The 15,505-nt window shown below is 69.6% G+C and carries 14 protein-coding genes; 7 read left to right on the plus strand and 7 right to left on the minus strand.

Annotated features, from left to right (window positions below; genetic code table 11):
- Positions 1 to 11 precede the first annotated feature (11 nt).
- Together ACGWYJ_RS33325 and ACGWYJ_RS33330 are read left to right on the plus strand one after the other, a co-directional pair.
- Complete coding sequence (locus tag ACGWYJ_RS33325) at positions 12 to 170, plus strand: DUF397 domain-containing protein (protein WP_395110540.1); 159 nt, start codon at positions 12 to 14, stop codon at positions 168 to 170.
- Positions 171 to 196: 26 nt separating this feature from the next.
- On the plus strand, positions 197 to 382 hold the full coding sequence (locus ACGWYJ_RS33330) for a DUF397 domain-containing protein (RefSeq protein WP_395110490.1): 186 nt from the start codon (positions 197 to 199) through the stop codon (positions 380 to 382).
- A gap of 219 nt (positions 383 to 601) precedes the next feature.
- Here the strand turns inward: ACGWYJ_RS33330 and ACGWYJ_RS33335 are convergent, their stop codons facing one another.
- The gene (locus ACGWYJ_RS33335; RefSeq protein ID WP_395110492.1) at positions 602 to 1,129 is read right to left on the minus strand and encodes a DinB family protein; all 528 of its coding nucleotides are present in this window, start codon (positions 1,127 to 1,129) and stop codon (positions 602 to 604) included.
- Between the two features lie 752 nt (positions 1,130 to 1,881).
- Between ACGWYJ_RS33335 and ACGWYJ_RS33340 the strand changes: the two genes are divergently transcribed.
- Positions 1,882 to 2,295, plus strand: coding sequence for a hypothetical protein (locus tag ACGWYJ_RS33340; RefSeq protein ID WP_395110494.1), 414 nt, complete (start codon positions 1,882 to 1,884; stop codon positions 2,293 to 2,295).
- Positions 2,296 to 2,344: 49 nt separating this feature from the next.
- On the opposite strand, the gene ACGWYJ_RS33345 is transcribed toward ACGWYJ_RS33340, so the two are convergent.
- Positions 2,345 to 2,785: a DUF664 domain-containing protein gene (locus tag ACGWYJ_RS33345; RefSeq protein WP_395110496.1), complete on the minus strand. Its 441-nt coding sequence runs from the start codon at positions 2,783 to 2,785 to the stop codon at positions 2,345 to 2,347.
- A 291-nt stretch (positions 2,786 to 3,076) separates the two neighbouring features.
- On the opposite strand from ACGWYJ_RS33345, the gene ACGWYJ_RS33350 reads away from it, so the two are divergent.
- Positions 3,077 to 3,718, plus strand: a complete 642-nt coding sequence (locus tag ACGWYJ_RS33350; RefSeq protein ID WP_395110498.1) for a hypothetical protein — start codon at positions 3,077 to 3,079, stop codon at positions 3,716 to 3,718.
- 291 nt (positions 3,719 to 4,009) lie between these two features.
- Here ACGWYJ_RS33350 and ACGWYJ_RS33355 read toward each other — a convergent pair whose 3' ends face one another.
- The 5 genes from ACGWYJ_RS33355 to ACGWYJ_RS33375 form a co-directional block, all read right to left on the minus strand.
- Positions 4,010 to 4,903: a sulfotransferase gene (locus ACGWYJ_RS33355; protein ID WP_395110500.1), complete on the minus strand. Its 894-nt coding sequence runs from the start codon at positions 4,901 to 4,903 to the stop codon at positions 4,010 to 4,012.
- Positions 4,900 to 6,369, minus strand: coding sequence for a sulfotransferase family protein (locus ACGWYJ_RS33360; RefSeq protein ID WP_395110502.1), 1,470 nt, complete (start codon positions 6,367 to 6,369; stop codon positions 4,900 to 4,902). The genes ACGWYJ_RS33355 and ACGWYJ_RS33360 overlap by 4 nt, the downstream gene beginning before the upstream one ends.
- 106 nt (positions 6,370 to 6,475) lie before the next feature.
- Entirely contained in the window at positions 6,476 to 8,572 is a 2,097-nt protein-coding gene (locus ACGWYJ_RS33365) for a DUF6801 domain-containing protein (protein ID WP_395110504.1), read from the minus strand.
- 371 nt (positions 8,573 to 8,943) lie between these two features.
- Positions 8,944 to 9,297, minus strand: coding sequence for a hypothetical protein (locus tag ACGWYJ_RS33370; protein ID WP_395110506.1), 354 nt, complete (start codon positions 9,295 to 9,297; stop codon positions 8,944 to 8,946).
- 484 nt (positions 9,298 to 9,781) lie between these two features.
- Entirely contained in the window at positions 9,782 to 10,435 is a 654-nt protein-coding gene (locus ACGWYJ_RS33375; protein ID WP_395110507.1) for a hypothetical protein, read from the minus strand.
- A gap of 777 nt (positions 10,436 to 11,212) precedes the next feature.
- On the opposite strand from ACGWYJ_RS33375, the gene ACGWYJ_RS33380 reads away from it, so the two are divergent.
- From ACGWYJ_RS33380 to ACGWYJ_RS33390, 3 genes are all read left to right on the plus strand, one after another.
- Entirely contained in the window at positions 11,213 to 12,457 is a 1,245-nt protein-coding gene (locus ACGWYJ_RS33380) for a PucR family transcriptional regulator (protein WP_395110509.1), read from the plus strand.
- Between the two features lie 217 nt (positions 12,458 to 12,674).
- Positions 12,675 to 14,177 (plus strand): helix-turn-helix domain-containing protein, encoded by a 1,503-nt coding sequence (locus ACGWYJ_RS33385; protein WP_395110511.1) that lies wholly within the window; start codon positions 12,675 to 12,677, stop codon positions 14,175 to 14,177.
- Between the two features lie 173 nt (positions 14,178 to 14,350).
- Positions 14,351 to 15,463: a hypothetical protein gene (locus tag ACGWYJ_RS33390; protein ID WP_395110513.1), complete on the plus strand. Its 1,113-nt coding sequence runs from the start codon at positions 14,351 to 14,353 to the stop codon at positions 15,461 to 15,463.
- The last annotated feature ends 42 nt before the right edge of the window (positions 15,464 to 15,505 follow it).

A 15,505-nucleotide genomic window follows, 5' to 3' on the forward strand; every position in this document is an offset into this window, starting at 1 on the left:
CTAGCGTGATCATGCAGTGGCGCAAGAGTTCCCACACCGGTGGTATCAACGACAATCAGTGCGTGGAACTGGCTCGCCTCAAGCAGGGTGTCGGCATCCGGGGCTCCAAGAACCCGGATGCCGGGCACCTCACCCTCACACCCTCCGGTTCCGGAACCCTCATGAACTGAATCAAACAGCGCCAGGAGCCTTAACCATGACCGTACGGTGGCGAAAGAGCACTCACAGCGGCGGCGTCAACGACCAGCACTGCGTCGAGCTGAAGCGTCTCGAACGGGGCGTCGGCGTGAGGGACTCCAAAGACCCAGAGGGCGGACACCTCACCCTCACGCCCACGGAGTTCGGCTCCCTGGTGAGCTGGATCAAGCGCCGGGAGCCGTGACCATCGGCAGGATCGACCGGGCAGGCCGGGTGATCGCGGCACCACCGGAAGCCGTCTACGGCGCCCTTCTCGACCGGACGACGGGACCGAGGTCACCGTCACCGCCACGGGCGTGCCTCCCGGCATCGACCAGGCCGTCCACGAGAACGGCATCGCCTCCTCGCTGGCCAACCTCGCGTCGTACGTCGAGTCGGCCGACTGACACCGGCCCGTGCCGCGCTACTGGCCGGTGCGGCCGTCGATGCGTTCGCGGAGCAGGTCGGCGTGGCCGTTGTGCCGGGCGTACTCCTGGATCATCGAGGCGTAGACCCAGCGCAGGCTCATCTCGTGCTTGCGGCGCGGATCGACATAGACCTCGTCCAGCGCACGATCGGCGACCATCCCCCGGACGACCTCGATCTCACGCGTGTACGTGGCGAGATCGGCCTCGGCGTCGGCGTCCTCCACGTCGAACTCGGCGTTGAGGTCTTCGTCGGTCACGTACAGGTACGGCACCTGCTCGCCGGCGAACCTCGTCCGGAACCAGTCCCGTTCGACCTCGGCCATATGGCGGACGAGCCCGAGCAACGTCAGCTCGGAGGGCTCCACGGCGCGCAGCTTCAACTGTTCGGCGGTCAGGCCACCGCACTTCCACAGAAGCGTCTGCCGGTGGTGGTCCAGCCACGCATCGGCCAGGGCTCGCTCATCCCCTGTCGGTAGTTCCAGGAACCGCAACGAACGTTCGACCTCGGGTGCAGTCCACACCATCGGCCCAGCATGGCAGAAGGATCATCCCTACCGCCTCCGGTTGCGCTCCCCGTCCTGGGAGGAAGCTCGACGAGGGGACGTCCTGCTCCGCGGAACGCTGACCACCGTCGGCCATGGTGCTCGCCCCACTCTGACCTGCATCGACGCGGTCGTCCGGTCGGCGCCGGGGCGAACCGTCCGACATGAGGTCGCGAGCACTCCGGCCCAGAACCGTGAACGCCTTCCTGGCGGTCCTGACCGCCGCCGCGGTCGTCTCCATGGGCGCCCCCGCCGCGGCCGACGAGGTCCCGGTGTGAAACGGCTTCGGACGTGGCCTGACGGCCCAACGCGCCATCGAGAAGGCGATCGACGACGTCGAGAGCAGGCCGGCTCGTGAGGGCTCTTCGACTGTGAGCTCGTGGCGGAGCCCATCGTCTGGCCGCCCGACCGCTCGAAGGGCGAGATCTCCTTCACCGCGGGCGTGGACATGATCTGCGTGTGACCTCAGACCGCGCGCACCGGCTCAGCCGGGCTTGTTCGCGGTAGGTTCTTTTACGAATGTTCTCCTCGCCTTCTCACCCCGCGTGGCACCGCACACGCCGAGGCCATGCGATTCACCATCGTTGCTGGTCAGGTCCGCCTTCGTGACTGCTCACTCGGTGACAATCACTCCGCACAGAATTGCCACTTGTGAATATTGCCGTGGGTCGGCCTGATGAGTCAGGCTACTAAGGTCCAATCGGAACTTTGATGGAGTGAGGACGGCCCGCCCCATGAAGTGCTCCAGCCATGCGGTCAAATGGTCGGTGGCGGCGGTCGCCGCGTGGCTGGTCCTGGTCTCCTGCGGCGGGTCCGACGAGGACGGCGCGGGTGCGGCGCCGCCGACGGCGTCGGGCACGCCGAATGCCGCCGTTTCGTCGCCCTCGGCCAGTCCCTCCGCTCAGCCGGCGCCCAGCACTTCGGCCCCACGCAGTGGGCGGCCCTCCGGTCAGCCGAGCGGCCCGGCCGCTCGGGCCACGATCAAGAAGGTGTTGGCGGACTGCCTGCGTGAGCATGGCGTCGTGCTGCCGACCGACGGATCGCTCTGGTCGCCGTCCCCTGGGGCCGACACCGCCAAGGCCCAGGCCGCGCTCAAGGCATGCCTGAAGAGCCTCCCCGCGAGGTCGGGCGCTCAGCCGGGTAACTGACCTTCCGCTGGAGCCCCTCACAGCCGCCGAGTTCGCGGCCGGAGGCCGTCTACGGCGCCCTTCTCGACCGGACGGCCCTTGAGTCCCGGCTGCCGCCGGACGGGCCCTCGTTCGCGGGCACCATCACGATGACCTGGCACCTCGCGTCGTGCGGCGAGTCGGCCGACTGACACCTGCCCGTACCGTGCTGCCGCCCGGTGCGGCCGTCGACGCTTTCGCGGAGCTGGTCGGCGTGGCCGTCGTGCCGGGCGTACTCCTGGCTCATCGAGGCGTAGACGACCAGACGGCCACGTCGGCGCTGACCAAGGCCGGGCGGCCGCCATGGGCCGAGTGGCCGGCGTTCGGGCCGCTCCAGGCCCGTGCAAAGGCCGGGGCGAACCAGGACCCGGAGCGATGCGCCTCGCTCCCTTCCAGGGGCACGACCAGGAGGGAAGGGGGTATCCGAGGTGAGGTTGTGAACATTCCCGTCGGGGACCGGGAGCGCGTTCATCACCGGGAAACAAAGAACGGCGCCCACTTATCCGATGGCGACAATGCGATCCGCCCATTCTGGCCATTTCCCTTCCTGCTCTTGTCACCTTTTCCAGGCGGCGTTAATCTACATTCGTCCAGCCATCCGATATGTCGGCAACGACATTTCCCCTGTGTGACCGGGCGAATCGACCTCGCCCGGTGGCGGCCGGTCGATGTCCGCCACACGTGATCGTCATCCGGAATCACCGGTCGTTCGCACCCCGATCCACCGTCCACGCCGCCGATCCCGCCCCTTCAGGAGGAGCTTATGGCGCGCACGAAGACCCGCCGGTCCAGAATCCGCAAGATCGCCGCACTGGCCACCGCGTCGACCGCGGCGGCCGCCGTTCTCTCGGTGCCGGGCGTCGCCCAGGCGGCTCCGTTCCTCAACGTGAGCTACCCGTTCACCGGCACGAGCCACATCGCCGGGCCCGACGACGATCTGGCCCTCGGCCCCGGCACGCTGAGCGCGCGCCTCGACGTGGCCACGGGTGAAGCGACCGCGAGCGTCAACCTGCCTCCGGCGTCCGGTTCGTTCGAGCTGATCGGTTTCCTCCCCGTGTCCACGACCGTGACGTTCACCGAAGTGGGCCAGTCCACGGCCTTCGTCGACCCGCGCGGCGGCGCGACCGAGGCCAAGGCGAAGATGAACATCAAGCTCTCCAACGTCAAGATCGCCGGCATTCCGGCGCTGGTCGGCAACAACTGCCAGACCGAGACTCCTGTGGATCTCACGCTGAACTCCGGCCCCGACTGGGGCGTCCTGACCGGCGGCACGTTCACGGGCACCTACACCATCCCCAAATTCGAGAACTGCCTCCTGTCCACCTGGTTGATCAACTTGGTCATTCCGGGCGCCAACAACACGATCACGCTGAACCTGAGCACACCCACGGTCACCCCCGGGTAACCGCGTAACCCGGGGCGGGTTCGGGGCCTGACATCAGCCTTCGTTCCGACACCCCCGCATCGAGGCCCGTCGTCCACCACACGGACGGCGGGCCTCGATTCATGCCAGATCACCGGCCTCCCGCTCGCAGGCGCGAGCGGTCCCGTACTCGGTTGATAGAGGGAACAAGAGGCGACCGCCCCGCGTGTGTCCACACTGGTCACCCACGCGCGGCGTCGCGCGCCGCCATTATCGATGGTCCCGCGAGGACAGGCGCGGCGGCAGTGCGGTTCGGGGCGGTCGATGGAGACGTCAGTCGGAAGGCCGGTCCAGCGGGGGATGGCCCAGCTTGCCTTGCAGGTCGTTGACCTGGGCCAGCAGCGTCGGGGGAAGCTGGTCGGCCGGAATGCCGTCCCCGCAGCCGGGAGCCATCGGGCCGGTGAAGTCCGGTACCTCGTCGCCGCCGCCCGGCAGGGGCGGCAGCGACGCCATGCCCTCGTCCGGGCCGAGGAATTCCCGCAGATCTCGCTCCACCTGGTCCGGCACGGTCGCCAGGTCCTCGTACCGGACGCGCAGGCAGGATTCCGGATGGGCCTCCTCGAACGCGAGCAGCGGCCCGGCATGGGCGACCCAGTAGGCGGCAAGCGCGCTGACGGCGCTGTCCGGGTGGGCGGTGACGAACGACGCGAACGCCGGGCCGGACAGTCCCCACGGGTGGTTGGCCTGAAGGATCGAGTAGATCACGTCCGGGCAGGACCGGTGCAGGCACACGAACCGGGCCTTGGGGAACACCTGCAGGAACGCCTCGGCGGATCCCTGCTGCGCGACCGCCACCTCGCACCAGCGCGAACGGCCGGTCTTGAGCACAAGCGCGGTGATCATGCCCTTCAGCAGGGAGCGGACGGAGGCGACGGCCATCGCGGAGGGGGGCGCTTGGGGACGTCTTCCTTCCACATGCCCCCATGTGGCGAGCGCTTGCTCGCACAATGGCAGCAGCCCGGTGCCCTGGGTGAACGCCAGGTCGGAGCGATCCGACAGCAGATTCCGCAGCCGCCACATCCCAGCCTGGGAGTAACTCATCAGGATGACCGGAGCGGTGCGGCCGCCCCCACCGGTATCGGTGTCACCGGCCGGCCGGACGGCCGGACGGCCGTGGGTCCGGCCACCGGCCTTGGCATCCTTGGGACGCGACCTGCCGAGGCTCATGGCCGCTCTCCCACCAGTGACGCGTCCGGCGCGGCGCCCTGGTCCCGGTCCGTCTGCACGGGCCGGTTCCACGAGCTCAGGCCGAGCAACTCCGAGAGCATGCCGACCCTGGCGACGGAGGCCACCCCGCTGGCGCCGTCCTCGGCGGTGTACCGAAGCTGGTAGCGGCGCAGCGCCACCGAAAGGTTGAGGGTGCCGTCTATCACCGACTCCCAGGTCTCGGCGGAACCGATGATGTCCCAGTCACTGTCTTCGTCTTCGTCTTCGTCTTCGGCGTCTCCCTCAACGCCGGTGCCCTGCAGCGGGGTGACCGTACGCGCCTCCAGGTCGACCAGCCACCCGGAGCCGCCGCCGGGCGCCGCCTCGGCGGAAGGCGTGACCACCACGGTGAAGGAATCCTTGGAGTACGGGTCCCAGTCCTGGACGAACCGGTCGTCGATCCGCGACAGCGCGGCGTTGAGGCGCTCGACCAACCCTGGGACGGAGATGGCGGCCGGTGCGCCTCCGGCGTCGGCGGGCGCCTTCACCGCCTGCGGGTCGCCGATGTCGGCGCGCAGGTCGGCGGGCGCGTCGGCGGTGCCCCAGCCCTCGTCCACGGGGACGTAGCCCAGCTTGCCCGCCAGCTCGTTCATCGTGGCGCGCACCTGGGCCGGGATCAGGCCCGCAGGGATGGACCATCCCCGGCCCACCGAGTCGGACGTGATCTTCGAGGTGTGCCAGATCTTGTAGTCCGCCGGCCCGAACCTCTCCCGCTCGGGCGAGAAGCAGTACTCCGAGATGCCCGGTACCCGCGGTACTCCCAGGAAGTCGAAGATCCCCTGTGCGACGCTCTCCGGGTCGGCGACCAGGTCCTCGTACCGGACCGTGTGGCACCGGTCCGGGTACCGGTCCCGCGCGGCCAGGATCGTGGCCGCGTTGTCCACCCAGAATCGGGCCAGCGCGAACACCGAGTTGCCCGGGCTCTCCGCGCCATACCGGTCGAACCCGTACCCCTGCAGCCCCCACGGGCACGCCTCGATCCCGGACGCGATCACGTCCATCGGATGCCGGAACAGGCACAGGAACTTCGACTCCGGCCACACCCGGCTCATGAGGTAGGCGAACTGGGCCGTGCCCAGGCTCTTGTCGCAGTACCGCTTCTTGCCTCGCCGGGCCAGGTACGACCCGACCATCCGGTCCATCGTCTCGCGGACCCCGGCGATCGCCGCGTCCGGTATCTCCGGCGGCTCGTCGCCCCGGTTCTGTGACAGCGGTGCCCCTTCGATCAGCGACCACACCGTGGCCAGTTGCCCGCACAAGGTGGGCACATTGGTCTCCGGCGGGCACGCCAGGTCCGGGTGCGCGTCGAGCAGGAAACGCAGCAGCGTCGACCCTGACCTCGCCGCGCACAACACGAACACCGGCTCGGCGGACGCCCCCATCGGGAACACACCGGCAGACGTCACCTCGGCTACGGACTCCTGCATGATCACCAACCAATCTCGGCCCCGGACCACCGCACGGCCTTCCGCCCGGACACCCGAAGCAACGATGACTAACCGCTTCCGACGTTCTTCTGCTTCTCGATGGAACTCAAGGTCCGGCGACCTCGGACGCAGGGGGGCTGGTGATGGTGATTTGCGAAGAGCCAAGGTCGAAAACGCCGCCGAACGTAACGGGAAGTGGCCTAGTACCGGGTACGGGCGCCGGGATATTAGGGCAGGTAGAGGCTTGGATACGGTTGCCAATATTGCCTCCAGTGCCCGTCAAGAGGGTCATCCTCGCGTTGGGAGGGTTGGTGTAGGACAGGCTTACGCTCCCGAAGGTTTCCGCCGTGCATGGCCCACTGGTACCCGGGACGCCCGTCCCGGTCATCTGCAGCCGTATACCTGTGATCTTGCCCTCCACCGTTCTCGTGTCGGCGTTGTAGCTGGTGCCGACCATTCCCGCCGTCCCACGTTGCACCACCTGCCATGTACTACCGCCGGGGCCGGTGCAGTTGCGGAAGGAGAAGCTCGCGGTGCCGATATTGCCGCGGGGAGGGCCGACCGCATCGGGTACGGCACCTGACACGTCCGTGTCGCACGTTACGATCTCGGTGTTTGAGCGGCGGAAAGTCACAGAGCCGGAACTGCTGTAAGTGCCGCCATTACTGACATTCCAGTGCGGCACTTTCAAAGGATCTCCACCCTGAGAGCCGTTCGTACAGTTCGCTGGTACAGATTGCGCCATGCACAGCGGGCCGATGATGATTTTCATATAATTATCGGGACCGGCGACCGTGGCGTTGAGCAGCGGGGTGACATCCTCGCCACTCGGAGTGACACACCCGGTGAGCTGGGGGATCGTAGCCATTCCCCCCGCTGCCCCGCCAAAAGCGACGTTGGAAAATTCCGGCGTCGCGACCTTGAAACCGGGGCCTCCGCCGAACAGCACCGCCCGATCCGGCCGGTAGGGACTACGCGGAGAGGTCAAATGCCCGCTGGTGCGGCAGTTGCCGCCCACGTCCAGCGGTACGCCGTTCACCCTCACATCCGACAGCCGTAGCGACAATCTCGCCGTCGCAACGATCGAGAAGGGCTCCCCGACCGGAGTAAACAGAGGCTGGAATGCAAGGGATGAGATCGGTTCGTCTTGCACCTGGCTTATGTGGACGGTGGCAGTGACCGGCATGAACCCGAAACCCAAGAACGCTCCTTGCGCCGGGGGAAACTCCTTCCGTCCCTGATAGCGGAGGTCCGCCACGACCATCGTGCAGTTATACTGCACCCCGTCCACGGGAATCGCCCGCACAATCCAGCCCCGAGAGTCGGGGTCGGTCATGGGGCCAGGGTGATCCGCCTTGAGCAGCCCGGGAACCGGGTAGCCCACCCTTACCGCGCTCTTCAGCTTCGTGGCGTTGGCGTGACCGGCCAGGTATCCGCTCGCCTCCAGGAGAGCGACCCCTGCAGGCCAGTTCGCGATGTCCCCGCACACCTCACTGGCGCGGACATCGAGATCCTCGTAGACATCGATGCCGGTCTGGGCCAGGTTGTCCGCGCCGGATCCGGCGATGATCCCGCGGGGACGACCGGCCTGCGTCGATGTCGTCTCCGGCGCGTTCGGCGCTGTCGGGGACTCGGCCGGCGTGCTGCTCTCGGACACCGGGACGGTGACCAGATGACCGCCCTGGCCCGGGTTGAGCGTGCACGCCAGCAGCATGGTGGCAGGGTCGGTGGCCGAGCCGTCGGTCTTCTTCGGGGTGAGGGTGAGGCCGAGGAGACCTGCGGTGAACCTCACGTCACCGGGCGTCGTCACCGTCACCGGTGGCACCGGGCCGGAGGCCACGAGGGTGAGTCCACCGGTCTTCGGGACCGGCGTGGCCGGCGCGGCCAGGCCGGTCCAGGCGGAATCGGACGACTTCCCGTTCTGTGCCACCGTGGTGCCTAGGTCGACGGCGCCGCCGACCGTCGCCACGCCCTGTCCAGCGAGCTCGGCGACCGAGGCGGGCGGGAACGCGACCCGCACGGTCACGTCCTTGGGCTGGATGGGCTGGCCCACCACTCCGGCGCCCGGGAAGGTCGCGTTGACCCGGATGCTCACCTGACGCGGCCCTGGTGCCAACTGGCAGCCATAGTCCAGCGTCACGTCCGCTTCCTGGGGGGCGATCTCAGCCCGGGCGGGAGGCATCAAGGCCACGAGCAGAACCATGCAGCACAACCCCGCGACCCGCGCCCACCTGCCAGCCAAGGCGCCGGAGGATCCGCCAATGGTCCATCGCATGCCGGTGTTCCTCTCCATCTCTCCGGCCGTCCGGCAATCGCACGGCGAGACGAGATCATCGAACCCGCTGGCGCAAGCCCACATCGCCACCCAGCGGTATTGCCACAACACAAGGAATAATTTGGACTACCGCCCGGTAGCGTATCGTCCGCATTTCCTCCGAACAACCTTCCAACCAGGTCACCGACCCAGGAACTGCACTTTTGTACTTGGATGACAATGGCCGCTGTCGCGATTATCAGCCGACTATATTCGGCTGGTACCGTCACGCCGGACGACGGGTGGCGATCCGGTGACGCCTATGATTCGTGGCTGATCGTCTGCTTCGGGTTGACGGTGAAGTCGGCACGGAAGCCCGCCGTGTCGCCGACTTGCCATACGCCGAGACACCCGCTCACCGCGTCGATGTGCAACGTGAGCGCCCCAGTCGGGTTGACTCTCAGGACGCCGGTGCTGTTGGTGTAATCGCCGCTGATCGCCGATCCCGTCAGATGCATGTTGCAGGAGAAGTTGGTGCCCGTGATGGTGACGTTGATGTTGGGGCCCAGGCGGTTCGGCGTCACACCGCCCGAGGGGAAGCCGGTGGCGTTGAGCGGGATGGCGTTGTCCAGCGTGGCGACGACGCCGAGCGCCGGCCAGGAGGCAACGGCCATCGGGCCGAGGCCGACGGGAACGCGACCCGCGCGGTCACGTCCTTGGGCTGGATGGGCTGGCCCGCCACTCCGGAGCCCGGAAGGTCGCGTTGACCCGGACGCTTACCTGACGCGGCCCCCAAGCCAGTTGGCAGCCAAGGCGCCGGAGGATCCGCCAATGGTCCATCGCATGCCGGTGTTCCTCTCCATCTCTCCGGCCGTCCGGCAATCGCACGGCGAGACGAGATCATTGAACCCGCTGGCGCAAGCCCACATCGCCACCCAGCGGTATTGCCACAACGCAAGAAATAATGTGGACTACCGCCCGGTCACGATTAGCAGCCGACCATATTCGGCCGTTGGCCCGATACCGTCACGCCGGACGGCCGTGCGGCTCGCGAGCCACACGGCCGTCCTTCGGCAGACGGGTGGCGATCCGGGCCGCCCGCGGCCCTCGCGGGGTGCCGAACGACCCGGATCGTAATGATGCCGATTCCCGTGACGCCTATGATTCGTGGCTGATCGTCTGCTTCGGGTCGACGGTGAAGTCGGCCTGGAAGCCCGCGTTGTTGCTGACTTGGAACAGGCCGAGACACCCGCTCACTTCGTCGATGTGCAACGTGCGCGACCCGGCCGGGTTGACTGCCAGGACGCCGGTGCCGTTGTTGTAATTGCCGGCGATCGTCGTGCCCGTCACGTGCATGTTGCAGGAGAAGTTGGTGCCCGTGATGGTGGCGTTGATGTTGGGGCCCAGGCTTCCCTGCGTCACACCGCCCGAGGGGAAGGCGGTGGCGTTGAGCGGGATGGCGTTGTCCAGCGTGGCGACGACGCCGAGCCCGAACAGGCTGCAGGGGTTGCTGGACGTACCGAACGTGGCGGTGTCGATGGTGCCGAGCTGGACCGGGGGTGCCCCGTTGGTGTTGTTCAGGGTCGCCGTGGCGTCCACCGTGCTGGCGGGGCACACCAGTGAAATGGGACCCGTGCCGGTGCTGACAGTGAGGACCGCGTCGGTGGTGTTGTGACCCGTGATCCCCGAGCCACCGGGGGTGATGGTCCAGTCCGACTGGGCGGCGGCCGCCGGCTGGATGCCCGCGCCGACCAGCGCGGTCGCCGCGGTGCCGGTGAACATGACGCTCGCCACTTTCTTGCGCTTACTCACGGGGTACGTTCCTTTCGGTAAGGTGTCGGAGCCGTCGCCGGCGGAACCATGTCAGAGGTGCGCCGGTGACGATGTCGGGGCCGGTCAGGAGGCGACGGCCATCGGGCCGAGGCCGGCGGCCACTGAGGCTTTTCCACGGCCTTTGCGCCTTGCCGACTCTTACGGGGTGGGTGTCACCCGGCGGTCGCCGGGTTCTTCGGACTCGTAGGGGTGGGGATCCGGGGTGCGGATATCACGGTCCTTCTCTAGGCGGCTCCTTTGGCTGTGGAACTGGGGGCGGGCAGGATGGAACGAGAGTTTTCGCCCAATCGACGGCGGGCGGCAGCACCTTTCTGCTAGCCTGCTCCATTCCGCCTGGGCGGCTCTACCAGCGAGTAAACTAAGCTTAAAGTCCGTGGTCGACAAGCCCTGATTGCGGAAGATCTTCAAAATCTCGCGTTTCTTGTCACGTGATGATGAAACCGGACCGAGATCTGTGCGGAAGTGAGTGCCCCGCCCCTCGCACCTGATACTCCGCGTACACCATCCGCGCTGCTCAGTGGCCGATCACAAGATCATTAACGAGCCTCGTCCATGATCCACCTGGACCGGTGCACGGAGCCGCCGATTGGGTTACGTTTGACGCGCCTGAGATCACCCCGGCTCCGATGAATGCTCTCGGGCCCGGGGCGTTATGCAACCGATATCGCCGACAGCAATGGCCCCACCGCGGCCGGGACACCCCCTGTCGCCGTCCGCGGCGGCACGCGGATGCGGTGGCGGGAAGGAGCATCGACGATGGCGCGCCCCCTCGAATCCGGCAGAGCGGACCGGCCTCCAGGACGCCTTACGCCGCAGGTCGCCGCCGTTCTGCGGCCCGAATTGGACGCGCTCGCCGAGGACATCATGGCGGAGATCCGGCGCACCATTCCCGCGTACGCGCGGCTGCCGGAGAGGGGCGAGCGGCAGGAGCTGCGGCTGGGCGTGGAGCAGGTGCTCCGCACGTTCGTCGACCGGATCTCGGGCTCGGAGGAGTCGCGGGAGCGACGCGACGAGCTGTGCCGATGGCTCGGGCGCGGCGAGGCGTACCGGGGGCGGAGCCTGGACGCGCTGCAGGCCGCCTACCGCATCGGCGTCCAGGTCGCCTGGCGGCGGGTCGCCGAGATCGGCCAGCGGCACAAGCTGTCGTCGGCGGTGATGTCGCAGTTGGCGGGGGCGCTGTTCGCCTACATCGACGAGCTGGCCTCGCTGTCGGTGGAGGGGTTCCAGCAGGCGCGGGCGCGGGTGGGCGACTCGCGCGCCGAGGCGAGGCGACGGCTGCTGCGGCTGCTGGTGGGGCGGCCCCGTCCCAGCAAGGCGGTGCTGGCACGGGCGGCGGAGGCGGCGGGGTGGAGGATGCCCGCCGAGGTCGTCCCGGTCGCGGTGCCGCCGAAGGCGCGGACGGCGCCCGAGGCGCTGGACGCCGGTGTGCTGAGGGACCTCGACCGGGCCGAGCCGTTTCTGATCGTTCCGGGGCCGCTGGACGAGGAGCGGCTGGCGATGCTGACGGCGGCGCTGCCCGAGCGGCGCGGCGCGCTGGGGCCGTCCGTGCCGCCGACGGAGGCGGCGGACTCGCTGCGCTGGGCGCGGCGGACGCTGGCGCTGATGGACGCGGGGATTCTCGCCGTCACCGGGCTGGCGAGGGCCGAGGACCACCTGCTGGAGCTGTGGCTGCTGGCCGACGGAGCGCTGCTGGACCAGGTGGCGCGGCGGCGGCTGGCGGTGCTGTCCGGGATGGGCGACGGGCGCAGGCGGCGGCTCATCGAGACGCTGGGGGCCTGGCTGGAAAGCGAGGGGAACGCGGTGGAGACGGCCGACCGGCTCCAGGTGCATCCGCAGACCGTCCGGTACCGGCTGCGGCAGATCACCGACGTGTTCGGGGACCGGCTCGGCGACCCCGATTCCCGATTCGAGCTGGAAGCGGTGTTACGGGCGGAACGTTTGAGGCGGGGCGGACTTCCGGAGCTTCCGAAAACGGGGTCACCAGATGTTTCGGGGAGGTGACACAGTGCGGTTTTAATAATTCGTTACCTGACAACCGGGACCTCTGATCTACGTTCGGTGTGCTTCACGTCACAACCGGACTACCGAGGAGTGTGCAGGGGTCCCCCGCTCGGCGCGCTCCCGGGTGAGATGCCTTTCGCCGAGGCCGACAGTTCGCCGGCGACCCCGCCGGCGCGGGAAACACGCCCATGGCCTGGGCGAATTCGGAGGTGCAGTGATGACGCGTACGCTCCACCAGGGCAGGCCGGAGCTGTGCGCCCCCCTGCCGAGGCACCTGGCCGCCATGATGCGGCCCGAGCTGCCCAGTCTCGCAAAGGAGATCATCGAAGAGATCAGGCACCAGATCCCCGAATACGGACGTCCCATTCGCGGCCCTTATGTCCAGGCGCTGCAAATCGGCGTCGAGCGCGCGCTCGCGCATTTCGTCGATCAGATCGACGACCCCGACGCGCCGCGCGAGCGGCACGAGGACACCTATCGCAGGCTCGGCCGTTTCGAGGCGCAGGAGGGCCGGACGCTGGACAACCTGCAGGCCGCGTTCAGGATCGGCGCGCAGGTCGCCTGGCGGCGGGTGATGCGGGTCGGGCCGCAGCGCGACCTCTCCTCGGTGGTGATGGCTCAGCTCGCGGACGCGCTGTTCGCCTACATCGACGAGCTGGCCTCGCTGGCCCTGACGGGCTACCTGGAGGCGCTGCCCGCCGAGGAGCTGGAGGAGCACAGACGGCGGCTGCTGCGGATGCTGCTGCGCCGTCCCAGGGCGTCCCGCCGCGCGATCGACGAGCTGGCCGAGCTGGCCGAGTGGGAGGTGCCCGAGGAGGTCACGCTCGTCGCCGTGCCCGCCGGGTCGCGGGTGGTGCGCACGGCGCTGGACTCCGACGTGCTCGCCGACCTCACCGACGGCGAGCCCCGCCTGCTGGTGCCCGGCAGGATGACCGAGGAGCGGCTGCGGATGCTGGCCGCGGCGTGCCCCGAGGGGCGCGCGGTGTCGGGCGTGACCGTCCCGCCGTCCGGCGCCGCCGACTCGCTGCGCTGGGCCCGCCAGGGGCTGGCGCTGGTGGACGCGGGGATCCTGGACGACGGCCCGGTGACCCGCTGCGAGGACCACCTGATCACGCTGTGGCTGCTGAACGACCCCGCGCTGCTCGACCAGATCGCCCGCCGCGCCCTGGCCGGGCTGGCGGAGCTGAACGAGGGACAGCGCGAGCGGCTGCTGGAGACGCTGCGGATCTGGCTCACCACCCGCGGCACCGCCGCGGAGATCGCCGAGGAGCTGCACGTCCACCCGCAGACCGTCCGGTACCGCATGCGCAAGCTGGAGGGCCTGCTGGGCGAGCGCCTCACCGAGCCCGAGTCGCGGTTCGCGCTCGAGGTGGTGCTGCGGTCGATGTGGCTGCGGCGCCGCGCGGGCGTCCCGGACGGGCTCGGCGAACCCGACGGGCCCGCCGCCCGGCCCGACGGCGCGGCCACGGCCGCGGACGAGCGGGACGGGCCCGGCCCCGACGACCGTCCCGGCGCCGTCCCGCGGCCGCGGCGGCCGGGGGCCGCCGAGCGGGTGCAGGAGGCGCGGGCCGAGGCGAGGAAGGAGCCACGGAAGGCGGCGAAGCGGCCCGCCGTGAGCGCGCCGCGGGGCGGGACCGGACGGGCGGCGGACGGCGCCGCGGCGCTCGGCGTGCGCGCCCGTGACGGGGCCTCGGCGAAGGCCGGGATGCGCACCCGATGACAACCGTGCGGGAGGATCACGAACTTCCCGACAACGCGGTGGCGACAGGGTTGATCCGGGCGTCAGGTCCGTGCTCCCATGCGGTTTCGGGACGTTCTCACCGTCCCGACGGGACCTGACGACCGGACGCCTGGAGGTGCGTGGCGGTGCGCTCACGAGCGGGGGGTTCCCTCGTGGCCGGGCTCGGAATGGCGGCGATCCTGTCGGTGGCCACGGCGCCACCGGTGATCGCCGAACCCGATCCCTCCCCGACGCCGAGCGAGGAGACGACGGCGCCCGATCCCAGCGAGGACCCGGCGCCCGACCCCAGCGAGGACCCCACGCCGGATCCCAGCGAGGACCCGACACCGGACCCGAGCGAGGACCCGACCCCCGATCCCAGCGAGGACCCGACGCCCGACCCGAGCGAGGACCCGACGCCGGACCCCAGCGAGACGCCCACACCCGACCCGACGCAGACCACGCCGGGGCCGGGCACGGGCGACCCGGGCGGCGGCGACCAAGCGCCCGCCAAGCCGGTGCTGGGCCTGTGGGTGTCGACCGACTCCTCCAGCATGAAGCCGGGCGGGTCGATCACGGCGACGCTCAAGGTGACCTCGGCGAAGGCCACCGCGCACGGCACCGTGGTACGGCTGTCGGCCTCGGGCGCCTCGGTGTCGCCCCCCGCGCAGGGGATGGGCAGCGTGGGCAGCGGCGGGCGGACCGCCAAGGCCACCATCACGGCCCCCGCGAACGCCAAGCCGGGCACGATCAAGCTCACCGCGACGGCGTCGGCCTCCGGCGCGGCCACCGTGACCAAGCGGTTCTCCCTGATCGTCCTCACCCCGTCCGGCTCGCTGCCGCCCGGGATCACGCTGTCGAGCCTGCCGCCCGACCTGCCGCCGCTGACGCCGCCGCCGAACGACCCGATGGCGGGGTTCCCCGCGTTCCCGCAGGTGACGCTGCCGCCGGTCGCCTCGCCGCAGATCGCGCCGAGCGTGCCGGTCATCGGCCGGTCGTCGTCGGTGGCGCTGCGCGCGAACACCTACCAGGAGGGCTTCGGCATCGACGACCTCGCGGCGATCCAGGCGGGATGGCTGGCGGCGCTGGCCACGTCCAGCGGGCTGCTGCTGGCCCGGGTGCGCCTGGTCCGGCGCGGGCGTCCGCTGCCCGCGTACGCGCGGCGGTGGCTGGCCGGACGGCCGCGCACCCAGGCGCGGCTCCGCACGATCCCGCCGCGGCCCGCGCCCGTCCCGGCCCGCGCGTTCTGGCTGCCCCTCAGCCCGAAGGGCGCCGTCCGGCTCTGAGCCCGCCAGGGGTCTGGCCGCGGCGCTCGTCGGCTTCGGCGC

The sequence above is a fragment of the Actinomadura sp. SCN-SB genome (assembly GCF_043906805.1).
GTDB lineage: Bacteria > Actinomycetota > Actinomycetes > Streptosporangiales > Streptosporangiaceae > Spirillospora.